Source organism: Mycolicibacter sinensis (assembly GCF_001673565.1).
Lineage (GTDB): Bacteria > Actinomycetota > Actinomycetes > Mycobacteriales > Mycobacteriaceae > Mycobacterium > Mycobacterium sinense_C.
Window position 1 is genome coordinate 1 of the sequence record NZ_LZMF01000099.1, and the last position, 16393, is coordinate 16393.

The 16393-nt window shown below is 70.4% G+C and carries 19 protein-coding genes; 7 read left to right on the plus strand and 12 right to left on the minus strand.

The annotated features are described in order from the left end of the window. Positions 1-843 (minus strand): histidinol-phosphate transaminase (locus A5648_RS14730; RefSeq protein WP_065025267.1); only part of this gene is annotated, 843 nt, incomplete at its 3' end. After that, positions 840-2186 (minus strand): histidinol dehydrogenase, encoded by a 1347-nt coding sequence (hisD, locus tag A5648_RS14735; protein WP_065025268.1) that lies wholly within the window; start codon positions 2184-2186, stop codon positions 840-842. The genes A5648_RS14730 and hisD, both read right to left, overlap by 4 nt. Before the next feature lie 120 nt (positions 2187-2306). Between hisD and A5648_RS14740 the strand changes: the two genes are divergently transcribed. Beyond that, positions 2307-2711, plus strand: coding sequence for a nitroreductase family deazaflavin-dependent oxidoreductase (locus A5648_RS14740; RefSeq protein ID WP_065025269.1), 405 nt, complete (start codon positions 2307-2309; stop codon positions 2709-2711). Between the two features lie 30 nt (positions 2712-2741). After that, positions 2742-3143 (plus strand): nitroreductase family deazaflavin-dependent oxidoreductase, encoded by a 402-nt coding sequence (locus tag A5648_RS14745; RefSeq protein ID WP_065025270.1) that lies wholly within the window; start codon positions 2742-2744, stop codon positions 3141-3143. A gap of 87 nt (positions 3144-3230) precedes the next feature. Here the strand turns inward: A5648_RS14745 and nadC are convergent, their stop codons facing one another. From nadC to nadA, 3 genes are read right to left on the minus strand one after another with little or no spacing between them, the layout of a single operon-like run. Then, positions 3231-4100: a carboxylating nicotinate-nucleotide diphosphorylase gene (gene nadC / locus A5648_RS14750; protein ID WP_065025271.1), complete on the minus strand. Its 870-nt coding sequence runs from the start codon at positions 4098-4100 to the stop codon at positions 3231-3233. Beyond that, entirely contained in the window at positions 4097-5671 is a 1575-nt protein-coding gene (locus A5648_RS14755; protein WP_065025272.1) for an L-aspartate oxidase, read from the minus strand. Before A5648_RS14755 ends, nadC begins: the two co-directional genes overlap by 4 nt. Next, entirely contained in the window at positions 5668-6720 is a 1053-nt protein-coding gene (gene nadA, locus A5648_RS14760) for a quinolinate synthase NadA (protein WP_065025273.1), read from the minus strand. The genes A5648_RS14755 and nadA overlap by 4 nt, the downstream gene beginning before the upstream one ends. Before the next feature lie 46 nt (positions 6721-6766). Between nadA and A5648_RS14765 the strand changes: the two genes are divergently transcribed. Together A5648_RS14765 and A5648_RS14770 are read left to right on the plus strand one after the other, a co-directional pair. Beyond that, positions 6767-7477: an NUDIX hydrolase gene (locus A5648_RS14765; protein ID WP_065025274.1), complete on the plus strand. Its 711-nt coding sequence runs from the start codon at positions 6767-6769 to the stop codon at positions 7475-7477. Between the two features lie 25 nt (positions 7478-7502). After that, complete coding sequence (locus A5648_RS14770; protein WP_065025275.1) at positions 7503-8840, plus strand: lipase family protein; 1338 nt, start codon at positions 7503-7505, stop codon at positions 8838-8840. Here the strand turns inward: A5648_RS14770 and A5648_RS14775 are convergent. From A5648_RS14775 to bioB, 3 genes are read right to left on the minus strand one after another with little or no spacing between them, the layout of a single operon-like run. Further along, positions 8806-9507 (minus strand): DUF2567 domain-containing protein, encoded by a 702-nt coding sequence (locus tag A5648_RS14775; protein ID WP_082966512.1) that lies wholly within the window; start codon positions 9505-9507, stop codon positions 8806-8808. The genes A5648_RS14770 and A5648_RS14775 overlap by 35 nt on opposite strands. Further along, on the minus strand, positions 9504-9740 hold the full coding sequence (locus A5648_RS14780; RefSeq protein WP_065025276.1) for a hypothetical protein: 237 nt from the start codon (positions 9738-9740) through the stop codon (positions 9504-9506). The genes A5648_RS14775 and A5648_RS14780 overlap by 4 nt, the downstream gene beginning before the upstream one ends. Further along, the gene (gene bioB, locus A5648_RS14785) at positions 9740-10753 is read right to left on the minus strand and encodes a biotin synthase BioB (RefSeq protein WP_065025277.1); all 1014 of its coding nucleotides are present in this window, start codon (positions 10751-10753) and stop codon (positions 9740-9742) included. Before bioB ends, A5648_RS14780 begins: the two co-directional genes overlap by 1 nt. 32 nt (positions 10754-10785) lie before the next feature. Between bioB and A5648_RS14790 the strand changes: the two genes are divergently transcribed. Further along, a complete protein-coding gene (locus A5648_RS14790; RefSeq protein WP_065025278.1) occupies positions 10786-11358 on the plus strand; it encodes a TetR/AcrR family transcriptional regulator C-terminal domain-containing protein in 573 nt (190 codons plus the stop codon). On the opposite strand, the gene A5648_RS14795 is transcribed toward A5648_RS14790, so the two are convergent. Genes A5648_RS14795 through A5648_RS14810 form a run of 4 tightly spaced genes read right to left on the minus strand, consistent with a single transcriptional unit; the run spans position 11355 to position 15015 of the window. Next, entirely contained in the window at positions 11355-11858 is a 504-nt protein-coding gene (locus tag A5648_RS14795) for a 2'-5' RNA ligase family protein (RefSeq protein ID WP_065025279.1), read from the minus strand. The two genes, A5648_RS14790 and A5648_RS14795, sit on opposite strands and share 4 nt — an antisense overlap. A gap of 3 nt (positions 11859-11861) precedes the next feature. Further along, positions 11862-12542, minus strand: a complete 681-nt coding sequence (bioD, locus tag A5648_RS14800) for a dethiobiotin synthase (RefSeq protein ID WP_065025280.1) — start codon at positions 12540-12542, stop codon at positions 11862-11864. Continuing rightward, entirely contained in the window at positions 12539-13690 is a 1152-nt protein-coding gene (locus tag A5648_RS14805; RefSeq protein WP_065025281.1) for an 8-amino-7-oxononanoate synthase, read from the minus strand. Before A5648_RS14805 ends, bioD begins: the two co-directional genes overlap by 4 nt. A gap of 32 nt (positions 13691-13722) precedes the next feature. Continuing rightward, positions 13723-15015, minus strand: a complete 1293-nt coding sequence (locus A5648_RS14810) for an adenosylmethionine--8-amino-7-oxononanoate transaminase (RefSeq protein ID WP_165607352.1) — start codon at positions 15013-15015, stop codon at positions 13723-13725. A 159-nt stretch (positions 15016-15174) separates the two neighbouring features. Between A5648_RS14810 and ripD the strand changes: the two genes are divergently transcribed. Next, complete coding sequence (ripD, locus tag A5648_RS14815; protein WP_065025283.1) at positions 15175-15825, plus strand: NlpC/P60 family peptidoglycan-binding protein RipD; 651 nt, start codon at positions 15175-15177, stop codon at positions 15823-15825. Between the two features lie 72 nt (positions 15826-15897). After that, positions 15898-16393, plus strand: a 496-nt coding sequence (locus A5648_RS14820; protein WP_131810578.1) for an acyltransferase family protein, incomplete at its 3' end; no start/stop codon positions are given.

Below are 16393 nucleotides of genomic sequence, written 5' to 3' on the forward strand. Positions count from 1 at the left end.
GGTGTCATCGGCGTGCCGTAGCGCAGCACGGGCGGCCGCCTGGGTGATCGCCGACAGGTGATAGGGCAACCGCACCAGCAGCATCGCGTCGATCACCGCCGGGGCGGCGATCAGGTATCCGAGCCGGCCGCCGGCGAATGCGAACGCCTTGCTCATGGTGCGGGTGACGATCAGCTTCGTCGGATAGTCGCCGATCAGCCCGATCGCGCTGGGCTGCGACGAAAATTCGCCGTAGGCCTCGTCCACAATCACGATTCCCGGCGCGACGTCGAGCACGCTACGCAGATCATCGAGTGAAATGCTCTGCCCGGACGGGTTATTCGGGCTCGCGACGAACACCACATCGGGCTTGCGGTCGGTGATGGCACCGACCGCGACGTCGACGTCCAGCCCGAAGTCGTCGGCCCGGTTCGCAGCCAGCCACTGGGTCTGGGTGCCATCGGAGATGATCGGGTGCATCGAATACGACGGGACGAATCCGATCGCGCTGCGGCCGGGACCGCCGAACGCCTGCAGCAGTTGCTGCAGGATCTCGTTGGAGCCGTTTGCCGCCCACACGTTCTCCGGGCCCACTTCGACACCGGTCTGGATGCTCAGGTAGCCGGCCAGGTCGGTGCGCAGCGCCACCGCGTCGCGGTCGGGATAGCGGTGCAGATCGGCCGCGGCCTCGCGCACCGAGCGGGCGACGTCGTCGACCAGCGCCGCACTGGGCGGGTGCGGATTCTCGTTGGTGTTCAGCCGCACCGGAACGCTGAGTTGCGGTGCGCCGTAGGGCGACTTGCCGCGCAGATCATCGCGCAGCGGCAGGTCGGCCAGCGTGATCTCGCCTCCGGGCCGGGTCACTGCTCGAACCTCCGCCGGACCGCTTCACCATGCGAGGGCAGATCCTCGGCGTTGGCCAGCGCGATCACATGCCCGCTGACATCTTTGAGCGCGGCCTCGGTGTAGTCCACGACGTGGATACCGCGCAGGAAGGTCTGCACCGACAGCCCGCTGGAATACCGCGCACTGCCCGCGGTGGGTAGCACGTGGTTGGAGCCCGCGCAGTAGTCGCCGAGGCTGACCGGGGCGTAGGGGCCGACGAAAATGGCTCCGGCCGAACGGATCCGGGCCGCCACGGCGGCGGCGTCGGCGGTCTGGATCTCCAAGTGCTCGGCGGCATAGGCATCGACCACCCGGATACCGGCGTCCAGGTCGTCGACCAACACGATCGCCGACTGGCGCCCGCCCAGCGCGGTGGCCACCCGCTGGTGGTGCACGGTGGTTTCCAGCTGCGCGGTCACTTCCCGCTCGGTCGCGTCGGCCAGTTGCGGGCTGGTGGTCACCAGCACGCTGGCGGCCATCTCGTCGTGCTCGGCCTGGCTGATCAGGTCGGCGGCCAGATGCGCCGGGTTGGCGGTGTGGTCGGCCAGGATGGCGATCTCGGTGGGACCGGCTTCGGCGTCGATACCGACCTGCGAACGGCACAGCCGTTTGGCGGCGGTCACATAGATGTTGCCGGGGCCGGTGATCATGTCGACCGGGGCCAGCTCGGCCTGATTGGTGTCGGTGCCGCCGTAGGCCAGCAGCGCCACCGCCTGCGCGCCACCGACCGCCCAGACCTCGTCGACGCCGAGCAACCGGGCCGCCGCCAGGATCGTCGGGTGCGGAAGGCCGTCAAAGGCGGCCTGCGGCGGACTGGCGATCACCAGTGAGTCCACCCCGGCGGTCTGGGCCGGGACGACGTTCATCACCACACTCGACGGGTAGACCGCGTTGCCGCCCGGAACGTAGAGGCCGACCCGCTCGACCGGAACCCAGCGTTCGGTGACGGTCGCCCCCGGCGCCAGGGTGGTGGTGGTGTCGGTGCGCCGCTGGTCGGCGTGCACCGCGCGGGCGCGGCTGATCGCCACCTCCAGGGCGGCCCGCACCGCGGGGTCCAGGCCGGCCAAGGCGGTCTGAAGCGCCGCCTCCGGTACCCGGACCGCTGCCGGACGGACCTGGTCGAACGATTCGCCGAACTCCAGCGCCGCGGCGGCCCCGCGCTCGGCGACCTCCTCGACGATCGGGCGCACCCGCGACAACACCGCCTCGACGTCGACACCGCCGCGCGGCAGCACGGTGCGCAGTTGAGCCTTGGAAAGGTTCGACTGGTCGGTGCCACGCAGGTCGATGCGTGCCAGCAGGGCGGTGTTCACGTCGTCCATTGTCCCAGAGCCATCCAAGTGAATTTCGCAGCGCATCGCGCCCGGCTCTCTGATTGCGCCGCGGCAGGTCCGCCCCGGCTAGGGTGGTTCGCAGCGGAAGACGCGGGAAACGGAGGCGGCATGCCCACCAAGGATCACCCGAAGAGCGTTCCCGGGGTGCCCTACATCTTCCCGGACTGGCTTGATTACCTGCAGCGCACGGTGCAGACCCCGCTGATCAAGCGATTCCACCTGCCGTCCTTCGCGGTGATCGACCATCGGGGCCGCAAGTCCGGCACGCCGTACCGCACCGTGGTGCGCGCGTTCTGCAAAGGCCCGCGGCTGACGGTGCTGCTCGGGCACGGCAAGGCCGACTGGGTCAAGAACGTGCTGGCCGCCGGTGAGGCCGACGTGCGTCTCTTTCGGCGCAGCGTCCACGTCACCAATCCGCGGATCGTGCCGATCGGCGGCGACACCAGCGGGTTGCCGCTGATCGCGCGGGTTGGGGCCCGCTGGGTCGGAATACTCGTCGCTGACATCACCTGAAGAAACCCTTCAAAGAGAAACGGAGTCGCGATGGCTGTCGACAAGGGTGCCGAGAAACTGCCGGTGGTGTTCCCGCCGTGGCTGGACCGGCTGCAGATCAAGTACATGAACCCGGTGGTCAAGCCGCTGTCCCGGTTTCTGCCCGGCACGTCGGTGATCAAGCATCGGGGCCGCAAGTCCGGCAAACCCTACGAGACGGTGGTGACGACCTACCGCAAGGGCAACGTGCTGGCGGTCGCGCTCGGGCACGGCAAGGCCGACTGGGTCAAGAACGTGCTGGCCGCCGGGGAGGCCGACGTGCGGCTGTTCCGCAGCGAACTGCACCTGACCAACCCGCGGATCCTGCCGGCCGGCACCGCCGATGTGTCCTTGCCGTGGGCGGTGCGACTGCAGAACCGCAAGGTGGCGGTGCTGGTCACCGACATCGCCTGAAGCGCGGTTCCCCTACCGCGAGCAGACGCGTAGGCCCCCATTTCAGGCCTCGTGAGGGGGCTTTCGTGTCTGCTCGGCGGAAAGAAACTACATATCCAAACCGATGTCGAGCACCTGCACCGAGTGGGTGAGCGCCCCGATCGCCAGGTAGTCGACGCCGGTGGCGGCGTAGGCGGCCGCGCTGTCGAGGGTCAGCCCGCCGGAGGACTCCAGCAGCACCCCGGGCGCTCGGGCATCGCGGCGCTGTACGGCGATCTGGGTCTGCCACACCGGGAAGTTGTCCAACAGCACCAGCTCGGGTCCCTCGGGGAGCACTTCGTCGAACTGCTCCAGCGAATCGACCTCGACCTCGCAGGACACCTCGGGGGCGGCCGCCCGGACCGCGCGCAGCGCCGCGGCCACCGACCCCGCGGCGGCGACATGGTTGTCCTTGATCAGCGCGGCATCCCCCAGCCCCATCCGGTGGTTCACCCCGCCGCCGACCCGCACCGCGTACTTCTGCAGCACCCGCAGGCCCGGCAGGGTCTTGCGGGTGTCGCGGATCTGCGCCGGCGTGCCGTCCACGGCGTCGACCCAGGCCGCGGTGGCGGTGGCGATCCCGGACAGGTGACAGACCAGGTTGAGCATGGTGCGTTCGGCGGTGAGCAGGCCCCGGGTGTCGGCCTGCAGCCTCAGCACCGGTGCACCGGCCTCCAGGCGGGCTCCCTCGGCCACCCGGTCCAGCACCCGGTAGCCGTCGGCGCCGAGTACTTCGTCGAGCACCAGCAGGGCGATGTCGACTCCGGCGATCACCCCGGCCACCCGGGGCACCAGCGCGGCCTCGGTCAGCGCATCCGCCGGCACCGTCGCGGCGGTGGTGACGTCGGGCCCGTAGCGCAGATCCTCGTCGAGCGCCCGGGCGATGACCGCGCGCGCCGCACTGAGTTCGGTCTCCGACAGGGTCAGCGAGCGGGTCATGAGGCCACCGCCGCCGGAACGTCGAGCACCACCGCGCCGTCGCGCAGCCGGACCGTGGTGCTGCGGGCCTGAGCGGGATCGGCGCCGGAGAACTCGGCCCGGTGGTGGCAGCCCCGGCTCTCGGTACGCGCCAGCGCCGCCCCGGCGACCACCTGCGCGGCCAGGGTCAACGCGGCGTCCTCGAAACCGGTCCGGTCGGTGACCCGCCGCTCCCCGGCCGTCGCCAACAGGTCGTTCAGCCGCTGCAAGCCGCGGGCGTCGCGGACCACCGATGCGTCGCGCGACATCGCCTTCTGCAGGGCCTGCCGGTCCAGCGCGGGTTGCCGGTCCCACTGCGGGGCGCCGGCGCGCATCTGCCCGGCCGCCACGGCGTGGGTCGCCGCCGCCGATCCGGCGCGCTCGCCCACCACCAGGCCTTCCAGCAGGCTGTTGGATGCCAGCCGGTTGGCGCCGTGCATGCCGGTGCGGGCCACCTCGCCAGCGGCGAACAGGCCGGGTAGCTCGGTGCGACCGTGGGTGTCGGTGACGACGCCGCCGCAGCTGTAGTGCGCGCCCGGGACCACCGGGATCGGCTGGTGCACCGGGTCGATGCCGGCGTCGCGGCAGGCCGCGGTGACAGTCGGAAACCGACCCTCGAAGCCGCTGATGCCGCGGGCGTCGAGGTAGACGCAGGCGTCGCCGGTCTCGCGGAGCCTGGCGTCGATGGCGCCGGCCACCACGTCGCGCGGCGCCAGGTCACCCATCGGGTGCACTCCCGCGGTGACCGAGACGCCCCGGGAGTCGATCAGCATCGCGCCCTCCCCGCGCACCGCCTCGGTGACCAGTGGCCGGCGACCGCCGCCCGGGCCGGCAAACAACATGGTGGGGTGGAACTGGATGAATTCCAGATCGCTGACCGCAACCCCGGCCCGCAGCGCCAGCGCCAGCCCGTCGCCGGTGGCACCACCGGGATTGGTGGTCGCGGCGTAGAGGTGGCCCACACCGCCGGTGGCCAGCACCACCGACGGAGCGTGGATCACCCCGAGCCCGTCGGCATTGGCCACCAGCACACCGGTGACGGTGTCGGTGTCGCGCAGAATCGCCAGCACCACCTGGCCGTGACGGATGTCCAGACCGGCCGCGGCGTGATCCAGGGCGCGCTGCACCTCTGCTCCGGTCGCGTCGCCGCCGGCGTGAATGATGCGGCGCCGCGAGTGCCCGCCCTCGCGGGTGATCGCCCAGTTTCCATCCGCTTCGCGGTCGAATTGTGCGCCGGCACCGGCTAATTCGGCGACCGCGCGATAGCCGTCGGCCACGATCGAGGTCACCGCGTCGGCGTCGCACAATCCGCCGCCGGCAGCCAGGGTGTCGGCGACATGGGCTTGTACCGAGTCGTCGGTGCCCGGCAGCACCACCGCGATCCCGCCCTGGGCGTAGTGCGTCGCGGTCACCGCGTAGCCGGTGTCGGCCTTGCTGAGCACCACCACGTCCCGGCCGGCGCGGCGTGCGGCACGGGCCGCGGCCAGCCCGCCGACCCCGGTGCCTATGACAACGACATCGGCCCGCTGCTGCCAGCTGGGACCACCGGTCACTTGCTGACCGGGGCGGAGTGACCGATCGAGACCATGCGCTGCACGCTGCGGGCCGCCAGGCGCGCGGTCTCGGGGTCGACGTGGATCTCGTCGGCGCCCTCGGTCAGGCTGCGCAGCAGGGCCGCCGGGGTGATCATCTTCATGTACTTGCAGGCCGCTTTGGAGTTGACCGCCTCGAAGTCGACCTGCGGCGCCGCCTTCTGCAGCTGGTAGATCATGCCGATCTCAGTGGCCACCAGCACCTTTCGCGCCTGGGTGCGGCGGGCCTCCTCGAGCATTCCGCCGGTGGACAGTATCTTGACCCGCTCTTCGGGGAAGTGGCCCTCGCCGACCAGGTACAGCGCTGAGGTCGCACAGCCGCACTCCGGGTGGACGAACAGCTCGGCCTCCGGGTTCGCCCGCGCCTTCTCCTCGAGCTCGTCACCGTTGATGGCCGCGTGGACGTGGCACTCACCGGCCCAGATGTGCATGTTCTTGCGTCCGGTGACCCGCTGGACGTGCTGGCCCAGGAACTGGTCGGGCAGAAACAGCACGTCGCGGTCCGGGTCGATCGCATTGACCACGTCGACAGCGTTCGACGAGGTGCAGCAGTAGTCGGTGAGCGCCTTGACCGCGGCCGTGGTGTTGACGTAGGACACCACCACCGCGCCGGGGTGGTCGTCACGCCAGGCCTGCAGGTCCTCGGCGGAGATCGAATCGGCCAGCGAGCAGCCGGCCCGGGCGTCCGGGATCAGCACCGTCTTGTCCGGAGACAGGATCTTGGCGGTCTCGGCCATGAAGTGCACGCCGCAGAACACGATGGTGTCCGCGTCGGTGTCCGCGGCGATGCGCGCCAGGCCCAGCGAGTCCCCGACGTGGTCGGCGATGTCCTGGATCGGGGGCAGCTGGTAGTTGTGCGCCAAGATCGTCGCATTGCGTGCTTTTTTCAGCCGGAGGATCTCGGCCACCCACTCCTCGTCGGGCTCGACACCGCTGTAGCCGGCCGGAGAGTTGATGATGCGGTCGGCCAGGCTGCCCGCCTGCACACCGGGGTCGGTGAGGGTGGTCATGCGCGACTCCTCTCGCGGTTTAGGTTTTCGACTTACAATCGAAAACATGGTTCATACTAGCACCGCGCATGAGGTGCTCACCGCGGTCTTCCAGGTTGGCGGCCTCGATCGCCGTCGTCCCCGGCTCCATGTGCTGCTCTGGCAGCGCGCCCGAGAACCGCAGCTCGGACGATGGTCGCTTCCAGGTGGACTGTTGCGGAACGACGAGGATGTGACCGCGTCGGCGCGCCGCCAGTTGGCCGAGAAGGTGGACCTACGTGAGATAGCCCACCTTGAGCAGCTGGCTGTGTTCTCCGACCCGCGCCGGGTGCCGGGGGTACGCACCATCGCCTCGACATTTCTGGGCCTGGTGCCCTCCCCCGCCGACCCCGAACTGCCGGGCGACACCCACTGGCATCCGGTCGACGACCTGCCGCCGATGGCGTTCGACCACGCCACCATGGTGACGCACGCCCACAGCCGGCTGGTTGCCAAGATGTCTTACACCAACATCGGGTTCGCTTTGGCGCCAACCGAATTCATCCTGTCTACGCTGCGTGACATCTACAGTGTGGTGCTCGGATACCAGGTCGATGCGACCAACCTGCAGCGGGTGCTGGTGCGCCGCGGGGTGATCACCCGCACCGGCACCACGGCCCGCTCCGGGCGCAGCGGGGGCCGGCCGGCCGCCCGCTACCGGTTCACCGACTCCGAGCTGCGGGTCACCGACGAATTCGCAGCATTGCGGCCGCCAGGGCATGTCGGACTGGATTCTTAATGCCCTCTTAAGCGACAATGGCGGGATGGACTTGGACAACCTGGCCCGCGAAACGTCTGTCGAGTGGATCGGACAAGCCCCCCACCAGCCGCTGCAATCCGGAGAACGCCCGCTCCGGCTGGCCGAGGACCCGTTCTATGAGCCGCCGGCCGGCTTCCAGCACGCCGTGGCCGGCACCGTGCTGCGCTCACGGGACGTCGAGCTGGCCTTTTTGGGTCTGATCCCCCAGCAACTGGTCGCCACCCAGCTGCTCTACCGGACCGTCGACCGCAACAACATGCCGCAGGCCGCGGTGACCACGGTGCTGGTCCCGGCCGACCGCGATCGCAGCCGCCCCTGTCCGATCGTGTCGTACCAGTGCGCGATCGACGCGGTGGACAGCCGCTGCTTCCCCTCCTATGCGCTGCGCCGACACGCCAATGGTTACGGCTCCTTCACCCAGCTCGAGTTCGTGCTCATCGCCGCCATCCTGGCGCAGGGCTGGGCGGTGTCCATCCCCGACCACGAGGGCTGCGACGGGCACTGGGGTGCGCCGTACGAACCGGGCTACTACGTGCTCGACGGGGTGCGCGCCGCGCAGAGCGCCGAGCAGCTGGGCTTGTCCCCCGAGGACCCGGTCGGGCTGTGGGGCTACTCCGGCGGGGGCTTGGCCACCGGCTGGGCAGCGGAAGTCTGCGGCGGTTACGCCCCCGAACTCAACATCGTCGGTGCGGTGCTCGGTTCACCGGTGGGCGATCTCGGGCACACCTTCCTCGGGTTGGACGGGACGTTCTTCTCCGGATTGCCCGCGGTGATGATCGCCACCTTGGCGAAGATCTACCCCGACTTGCAGAAGGTGATCGACGATCACGCCACCGCCGAGGGCAAGGCGTTGATGCGTTCACTGGAATCGATGACCACGGCCGGCGCCATCATGCGGATGCGCCACAAGTCACTCGGGAAGTTCATCGACCAGCCGCTCCAGGACCTGGTGGAACTCCCTGCGGTGCAACATGTCTTCGAGGACACCAAGCTCGGCTGCCATGCGCCGAAACCACCGGTGTTGATGCTGCAAGCCATTCACGACCAGGTGATTTCAGTCGTGCACATCGACCACTTGGCCGAGACCTATGCCAGCGGCGGCGCCAACCTGACCTATCACCGCGACCTGCTCAGCGAGCACATCCTGCTGCACCCGCTGTCCGCCCCGATGGTGCTGGACTGGTTGCGGGACCGGTTCGCGGGCCGGCCGCTGCCCGCCGGCGCGGTGCAGAGTCAGTGGCCGGCACTGCTGAACCCCAAGACCTACCTCGGCCTGGCGCGGCTGGGCCTGGTGGCAGCGCGGGTCATCACCGGTGGGGCGCTGCGCCGCCGTCCGCGGTGACCACCGGATTTATTCGGCGGTCCCAGCTTCGCCTCTCTTCCGTCGAGCCTCGCTGAACCGCCGGCATCGGCGATCGCCTGGCGGGCTCGGGCGGATAGCCGCCCAGATCGTCGTGGGTGCTCCAGGTGACGCACAGGCCGTAGACCAGCGCTGCCGTCGCCGCCGGCAACAGTAACGTGGCAGCGACCTGCAACGGAGTGTGCCCGAAGAACACCGGCGGCCCCTCGACGATGTAGTGCACCCGGTGCTCGGCAGAGACCGGCGCGCCGTCGACATCGACCGTGCCGTAGCGGCGATGCACCAACGCCGCCCCCAGCAACGCCGCCAGCGCCCCGCCGGCGGTCAGGCCCAGTGACAGAGCGGCGACCATGCCCGGGCCCCGGTGCGCCCGCCACTGCCAGGCCAGCGTGGCCGATACGACCGCCACCACGCCCAGCATGCCCAGCAGCAGAAACGGCGCGACGAAGAAATGGTCGGCCTCGTTGCCGAGGTAGGCCTGCACCCGGTCCCCGCGGCGGGACAGCGCCACCACGCCGTGCACCGGTGGGGCGATCCACGCCCACAACGCACCGATCGGCAACCCGGCGACGGTCAGTCCGGCGGCCACGATCAGACATGCCCTCCGCCGCGTCAGCCGCGGGGCAAGCTCCGCCGGTGCGCCGATCATCGCTGGGTGTCCAGATCGGCCGAATCCACCAGCCCGTGCCGAGAACACTTGGCCCACCAGCCATCCGGACGGACCTGCACCGTCATCCGGCGCCCGCAGGACGCGCAGAACCGCGGCGGCTCCAGGCCCAGCTGGGCGGCTGTCGGGACCGATTCACCGGCGGCGTCCTCGATCTGCACGCCGGTGTAGACGTTGTAGACGCCGGCCCCGACGACCGGCAGGTCGCGAACCATTACAGGGTGGCGTTGAGAGCCTTGATCGGCATCTGCAGATCGTCGAGCAGTTCCAGGTCCGTCTCTGCGGGACGGCCCAGCGTCGTCAGATAGTTGCCGACGATGATCGCGTTGATCCCGCCCAGGATGCCCTGCTTGGCGCCCAGGTCGCCCAGCGTGATCTCCCGGCCCCCGGCGAACCGCAGCATGGTGCGCGGCAGTGCCAGCCGGAACGCGGCGACCGCGCGCAGCGCGTCGGCGGCCGGCAGCACGTCCAGGTCACCGAACGGCGTGCCCGGGCGCGGGTTGAGGAAGTTCAGCGGCACCTCGTCGGGGTCCAGCTCGGCCAGGTCGGCGGCGAACTCCGCGCGCTGCTCGAGCGTCTCCCCCATGCCCAGGATGCCGCCGCAGCACACCTCCATACCGGCTTCGCCGATCATCCGCAGGGTCTCCCAGCGCTCCTCCCAGGTGTGGGTGGTGACCACGTTGGGGAAGTGCGACCGGGCGGTCTCCAGGTTGTGGTTGTAGCGGTGCACGCCCATCGCGGCGAGTTGATCCACCTGCTCCTGGGTCAGCATGCCCAGGGAGCAGGCGATCTGGATGTCGACCTCGTTGCGGATCGCCTCGATACCGGCGGCGACCTGGGCAAGCAGCCGCTCGTCGGGCCCGCGCACCGCGGCGACGATGCAGAATTCGGTGGCGCCGGTCTTGGCGGTCTGCTTGGCCGCCTCGACCAGGCTGGGGATGTCGAGCCAGGCGCTGCGCACCGGCGATTGGAACAGCCCGGATTGCGAGCAGAAGTGGCAATCCTCCGGGCAGCCACCGGTTTTCAGGCTGATGATGCCCTCGACCTCGATCTCGGGACCGCACCAGCGCATCCGCACGTCGTGGGCCAGCGCCAGCAGCTCCTCGAGCCGCTCGTCGGGCAGTTGCAGCACCTCGAGGACCTGATCCCGCCGCAACGCCTCGCCGCGCTCCAGAACCTGCTCACGGGCCAGCGCCAGGATGTCGTCGGTCACACGTGCTCCCCTCAAAACTTGAACGGTGTTCAGGTTAGGGTAGCGGGGTGCAGCTGCACAAACTTGACGTGGTCGCCGCGGCGGCCACCATCCTGGACAACTACGGCATCGCCGACCTGTCGATGCGCCGGGTGGCGCGCGAGCTGAACGTCAGCCCCAGCGCGCTGTACTGGCATTTCGCCAACAAGCAGCAACTGCTCGGGGCGGTCGCCGACCGGGTGTTAGGCCCGGCCTGCGCGGACCCGGGACCGGGCAGCTGGCAGTGGCGGATGCAGACCGTGGGCGAACGCCTGCGCGATGCGCTGCTGTCCCACACCGACGGCGCCGAGCTGGTGTCGGCCAGCATGGCCGCGGGTCAGTCCCGGGCGGCCACCGACATCCTGGCGCTGCTGGCGGACGCGGCCACGGCGGCCGGTGTGCATCCAGATCAGGCTGGCCAGGTCGCCCGCACCGTCGTCTACTACGTTTTGGGATTCACCGCCGACGAGCAGTCCCGCCTGCAGTGGGACGCCGCCGGGGCCGCCGAGATCACCTCCGACGCCGACCCGAGCAGCGCGTTCGCGTTCGGGCTGGGATTGCTGATCGACGGACTGACGATGCGGGCGGGGCTCGCGGTCTAGAGCGGATACTCGGTGCGGGTGTTGCCATCCCAGCGTCGCAGGCCGACGAACCGCCCGGTGATGTCGGAGCGGCCGGCGATGCGCTGAGCCCGGCCCAACTTAGCCGGACCGATCCGGCGGGCCAGGGTGGTGTGCGCGGTCCACTGGCCGGGCAGCGCGTTGGGCATCGGCCCGGGGACCAGGTAGGGCGCACACACCCGGTGCACCTGGGCATGCAGGTCCAGCAATTCGACGGTCGGCACGACCAGCCGCGCCAGCACCCCGTGTGAGCGACCGAAGATCACCGTCGCGCCCAGGATGCAGCCGATCGGCAGCCGGTCGGCGACTGCGGCCAGCTCTGCGTCGACCCGGGAATCGATGCGCTGGGCGACGGTGAGGGTGACGTGCGGGCGGGCGGCTGGGGCCTGGCTGGGCAACCCGGCCGCGGCCAGCTGCGCCCAGATATCGCGGACCGCCGTCTCGGTCTCGGCGTCGAAGACCAGCTCGATCGAGTGCACCATTGCTCAGCCCGCCAGCGTGCGCACCCAGGCGGCGTCGAAAGCGGCACGGCTCATCTCGGCGAACTCCGCAACGTCCAGGGCCGCCGAACCCGCCGGCAGCGCGGCGCGCACCGGCGCCAGCCGCGCCAAGGCTCCGTGATTGCTCGCGGCAGCCGGCCCGGGCTGTGCGGGCCAGCTGCCGATGACCAGACCGGCGCATGACAAGCCTTGCCCGGCAAGCGATTCCAGGGTCAGAGCGGTGTGGTTGAGGGTGCCCAGTTCGGCGTTGACCACCACCAGCACGGCCGCGCCGAGGTCGACGGCCAGATCCCGCAGAGTGATTCCATCGGCGGCCAGCTCGACCAGCAGCCCGCCGGCGCCCTCGACCAGGGTCAACCGTCCGGGGCGGTCGGCGGCGTGGATCGTCGCCAGCAGCTCGGCGCGGGTGGGCAACGCCCTCCCGGCCTGTTCGGCGGCCGCGACCGGCGCCAGCGGCTCCGGGTAGCGGGCCGTCCCGCACAGCTCGGTCACCCCCGAGAGCCGCCCGACCTCGGCCAGGTCGTCGTCGCCGTCGGCGGTGCCGGTCTGCACCGGCTTGCACACCGCCACGTCCAGGTCGGCCTGGCGGGCACAGCAGGCCAATGCCGCGGTGGCGATGGTCTTCCCGACCCCGGTGCCGGTTCCGGTGATGACCAGAACGGTCATTGCGCCCGGTGATCACGTAGCACGGCGGTCAGGACGCGCCGGGCCAGCTCGAGGTCGTCGGCGGCCAGCGAGGCCCGCGCGGTCAGCCGCAGGCGCGAGGTGCCGGCCGGCACCGTGGGCGGCCGGAAACAGCCCACCCGCACCCCGGCGTCCAGGCAGGCGGTCGCGGCGGCCACCGCCACGTCGGCGTCGCCGAGGATCACCGAGACCACCGCGGACTCCGGGTGCTGCTCGACATCGCAGATGGCGGCCAACTCAGCAGCGTGGCGCAGCACGTCGGCGGCGCGGGAGGGCTCGGCGGCCAGCACGCCCAGGGCGGCCGACGCGGCACCGAGGGCCGCCGGGGCCAGCCCGGTGTCGAAGATGAAGGTCCGGGCGGCGTCGATGAGGTGATCCCGCACCGCGGCCGGCCCCAGTACCGCGCCGCCCTGGCTGCCCAAAGCCTTGGACAGCGTGGTGGTCACCACCACGTCGGGCGCTCCGGCCAGCCCGACCTCATGCACCAGCCCGCGACCGCCGGCGCCGCGCACCCCCACCGCGTGCGCCTCGTCGACGATCAGCAGCGCGCCATACCGGCGGCACACCTCGTGCAGGTCCGGCAGCGGGGCCAATGCGCCGTCGGCGCTGAAGACCGACTCGGTGATCACCACGGCGCGTTCCTCGGTGCGGGCGGCCAGTGCCGCCGCCACCGCCTCGACATCGCGGTGGCCGGTGATCACCACCCGCGCCTTCGACAAGCGGCAGGCGTCCACCAGGGAGGCGTGACAGTAGGCGTCGGAGACCAGCAGCGACCCCGGGCCCGACAGGCTGACGACGGCCCCGATATTGGCGGTGTAGCCCGACGAGAACACCAAACCCGCTGGGGCTCCGACGAAGTCGGCCAAGTCCTGCTCGAACTGCTGGTGCAGTTCGGTGTTGCCGGTCACCAGCCGGGATCCGCCGGCGCCGCCGCCCCAGGTCTGCAGCGCCTCGATCCCGCCCGCGATGACGGCCGGGTGTGCCGAGAGCCCGAGGTAGTCGTTGGAGGCCAGGTCCAGCTCGGTGGCGACGGCGGGCCGCACCCGCAGGGAGCGCCGCAGCCCGTCCTGGCGGCGCTGCTGTTCCACCTCGGCCAGCCAGGCCAGCGGAGACAGATCCGTGCGGGTCACCGTGCACTCCCTCGACGACAGTTGAACACCGTTCAGGTTAAGGCACGGACCACGCCGACCATCGCGGCACCGATGCGAGCGATCTCGTCGGGTGTGCAGACATACGGCGGCATCGCGTACACCAGATTGCGGAACGGGCGCAGCCAGACCCCGTGTGCCAGCGCGACCGGCGTGGCCACCGCCAGGTCCACCGGCTCCCGGCATTCGATCACCCCGACCGCGCCGCACACCCGCACGTCGGCGACTGTGGGCAGCCCGCGGGCCGGTTCCAGGGCGGCGCTGAGTCCCGAACCGATCTCGGCTACCCACGAGCGCCAGTTCTGGCCCAGCAACAGCTCGGTGCTGGCCACCGACACCGCGCAGGCCAGCGGGTTGGCCATGAAGGTGGGCCCGTGCATCAGGGCGCCGGCCTCCCCGCCGCTGATGACGTGGGCGATCTCGGTGCTGCACAGCGTCGCCGCCAGGCTGAGGTAACCACCGGTCAGTGCCTTGCCGACACACATGATGTCGGGGCTGACACCGGCATGTTCGGCCGCGAACAGCTCGCCGGTGCGGCCGAATCCGGTAGCAATCTCGTCGAAGATCAGCAAGACGCCGTGGCGGGTGCAGATGTCGCGCAGATCGCTCAGGTAGCGCGGGTCGTGAAAGCGCATGCCGCCGGCGCCCTGCATCACCGGTTCGACCACCACCGCCGCCAGTTCGTCGCGATGGCGCTTGAGCTGAGCCTCGAAGGCGGCGCTGTAGGCCGGGTCGTAGTCGCGGGGCACCTGCGGGGCGAATACCTGCGCGGCCAGCACGTCCACCCACAGCTTGTGCATGCCGCCGTCGGGGTCGCAGACGCTCATCGGGGTGAAGGTGTCACCGTGGTAGCCGCCGCGCCAGCTCATCAGCCGGTGCTTGGCTGGCCGGCTGCGGGCGCGCCAGTACTGCAGCGCCATCTTCACCGCAACCTCCACCGACACCGAACCGGAGTCGGAGAAGAACACCGTGTCCAGCCCGGGAGGGGTGATCTCCACCAGCAGCTGCGCCAGCCGCGCCGCGGGCTCGTGGGTGAGGCCACCGAACATGACGTGATTCATGGTGGCCAGCTGCGCGGTCATCGCCGCGTCGAGCACGGGGTGGCCGTGGCCGTGGATCGCGGTCCACCAGGAGCTCATCGCGTCGAGCACCTCGACCGGCGCGTCGTCGACGATCAGCGTCAGGTAGGCGCCGCGGGCAGCCACCGCCACCGTCGGGGCCGGCGTCTCGGCGCCGATCGTGCTGTAGGGGTGCCACACATGAGCCGTGTCGATGGCGCTGATCTGCTGGGGAGTCAACGCGGACATGACTGACGACAGTAGTGCAGGTCGTCGGCCGTAACCGTTCGGTCACAGGTTGCCGAATTTCTGCACAGCGACGGCGCAGGGCGCGTACCCGCCGGTACGCTTTGTGACAGAAGTGACCAATGATGCTGCCGTGATGACCGGCGCGAAGGGAGATGTCCGATGAAACGCGTCTGCGCCACCGCGATCGCCGTGGCGGCGGTATTGGCCCCGGCGTTCAGCGCCGCTGGGCCCGCCGGCGCCGACCCGATCTCGCAGTCCGGTCAGAACCAGCTCATCGAGCGGGTGATCCAACGCGCCCTCTCCCAGCGCGGGGTGCCCTACGTCTACGGCGGCGGCGACGTCTCCGGGCCCACCAACAACGCCCGGGCCCGCGCCGCCACCACCCGCAGCGCGCTGACCGACGTCACCGGCCGCACCGGTCTCCCGGGCGGCCCCACCGTCGCCGGCAGCACCGCACCTGGTCTGCCGGGCACCGCCCCGATCCTGCCGGGCACCGCCGTGCCGCCCACCGCGGACATCCCCGACACCACCACCGTCGGCTTCGACGCGTCCGGCCTGATCCAGTACGCCTACGCCGGCGCCGGCATCAAAATGCCGCGGACCTCCGGCGAGCAGTGCAGCGTCGGCCACAAGGTCCCGCCCGCGCAGGCCCGCGCCGGCGACCTGCTCTGCTACGGACCGGGCGGATCGCAGAGTGTCGCGCTGTACCTCGGTAACAACCAGATGATCGAGGGCACCAGCCCCGCAGTCACGGTCTCACCGGCCCGCACCTCCAACATGGTCCCCTATCTGACCCGGGTGATTCCCTAGACACACCGGGTCGACATCACAGCCGTTGGAATACGGTTTCTCCAGCCCGATTAGGTAGATTATCGGGCGATCATGATTGCCCTGTCCCCGCCGCGACCGGCGGCAACACCTGTTGCGGCACCCCCCGCTGGCGGACCCACTGCCGGATCCGTTTCGGCCTCCGGGTCGGCGGCTGCGATGGGAACCCGCAAGACGGGTTTCTACCGCCACGACCTCGACGGGCTGCGTGGCATCGCGATCGCGTTGGTGGCGGTGTTCCACGTCTGGTTCGGACGGGTCTCCGGCGGGGTGGACGTCTTCCTGGCGCTGTCGGGCTTCTTCTTCGGCGGCAAGCTGCTGCGTGTCGCGCTGAACCCGACGTCGTCGCTGTCACCGGTGCCCGACCTCATCCGGCTGGTTCGCCGCCTGCTGCCCGCCCTGGTGGTAGTGCTGGCCGCCTGCGCGGCGCTGACCATCTGGATCCAGCCCCAGACCCGTTGGGAGACCTTCGCCGACCAGAGCCTGGCCAGCCTGGGCTACTACCAGAACTGGGAGTTGGCCCGCACCGCCTCGGATTACCTGCGCGCCG

Coding starts and splice junctions, on each gene's coding strand:
- hisD (WP_065025268.1), bottom strand. CDS start 2,186: ATGGACGACGTGAACACCGCCCTGCTGGCACGCATCGACCTGCGTGGC.
- A5648_RS14740 (WP_065025269.1), top strand. CDS start 2,307: ATGCCCACCAAGGATCACCCGAAGAGCGTTCCCGGGGTGCCCTACATC.
- A5648_RS14745 (WP_065025270.1), top strand. CDS start 2,742: ATGGCTGTCGACAAGGGTGCCGAGAAACTGCCGGTGGTGTTCCCGCCG.
- nadC (WP_065025271.1), bottom strand. CDS start 4,100: ATGACCCGCTCGCTGACCCTGTCGGAGACCGAACTCAGTGCGGCGCGC.
- nadA (WP_065025273.1), bottom strand. CDS start 6,720: ATGACCACCCTCACCGACCCCGGTGTGCAGGCGGGCAGCCTGGCCGAC.
- A5648_RS14765 (WP_065025274.1), top strand. CDS start 6,767: ATGGTTCATACTAGCACCGCGCATGAGGTGCTCACCGCGGTCTTCCAG.
- A5648_RS14770 (WP_065025275.1), top strand. CDS start 7,503: ATGGACTTGGACAACCTGGCCCGCGAAACGTCTGTCGAGTGGATCGGA.
- A5648_RS14775 (WP_082966512.1), bottom strand. CDS start 9,507: ATGATCGGCGCACCGGCGGAGCTTGCCCCGCGGCTGACGCGGCGGAGG.
- A5648_RS14780 (WP_065025276.1), bottom strand. CDS start 9,740: ATGGTTCGCGACCTGCCGGTCGTCGGGGCCGGCGTCTACAACGTCTAC.
- A5648_RS14795 (WP_065025279.1), bottom strand. CDS start 11,858: ATGGTGCACTCGATCGAGCTGGTCTTCGACGCCGAGACCGAGACGGCG.
- bioD (WP_065025280.1), bottom strand. CDS start 12,542: ATGACCGTTCTGGTCATCACCGGAACCGGCACCGGGGTCGGGAAGACC.
- A5648_RS14810 (WP_165607352.1), bottom strand. CDS start 15,015: ATGTCCGCGTTGACTCCCCAGCAGATCAGCGCCATCGACACGGCTCAT.
- ripD (WP_065025283.1), top strand. CDS start 15,175: ATGAAACGCGTCTGCGCCACCGCGATCGCCGTGGCGGCGGTATTGGCC.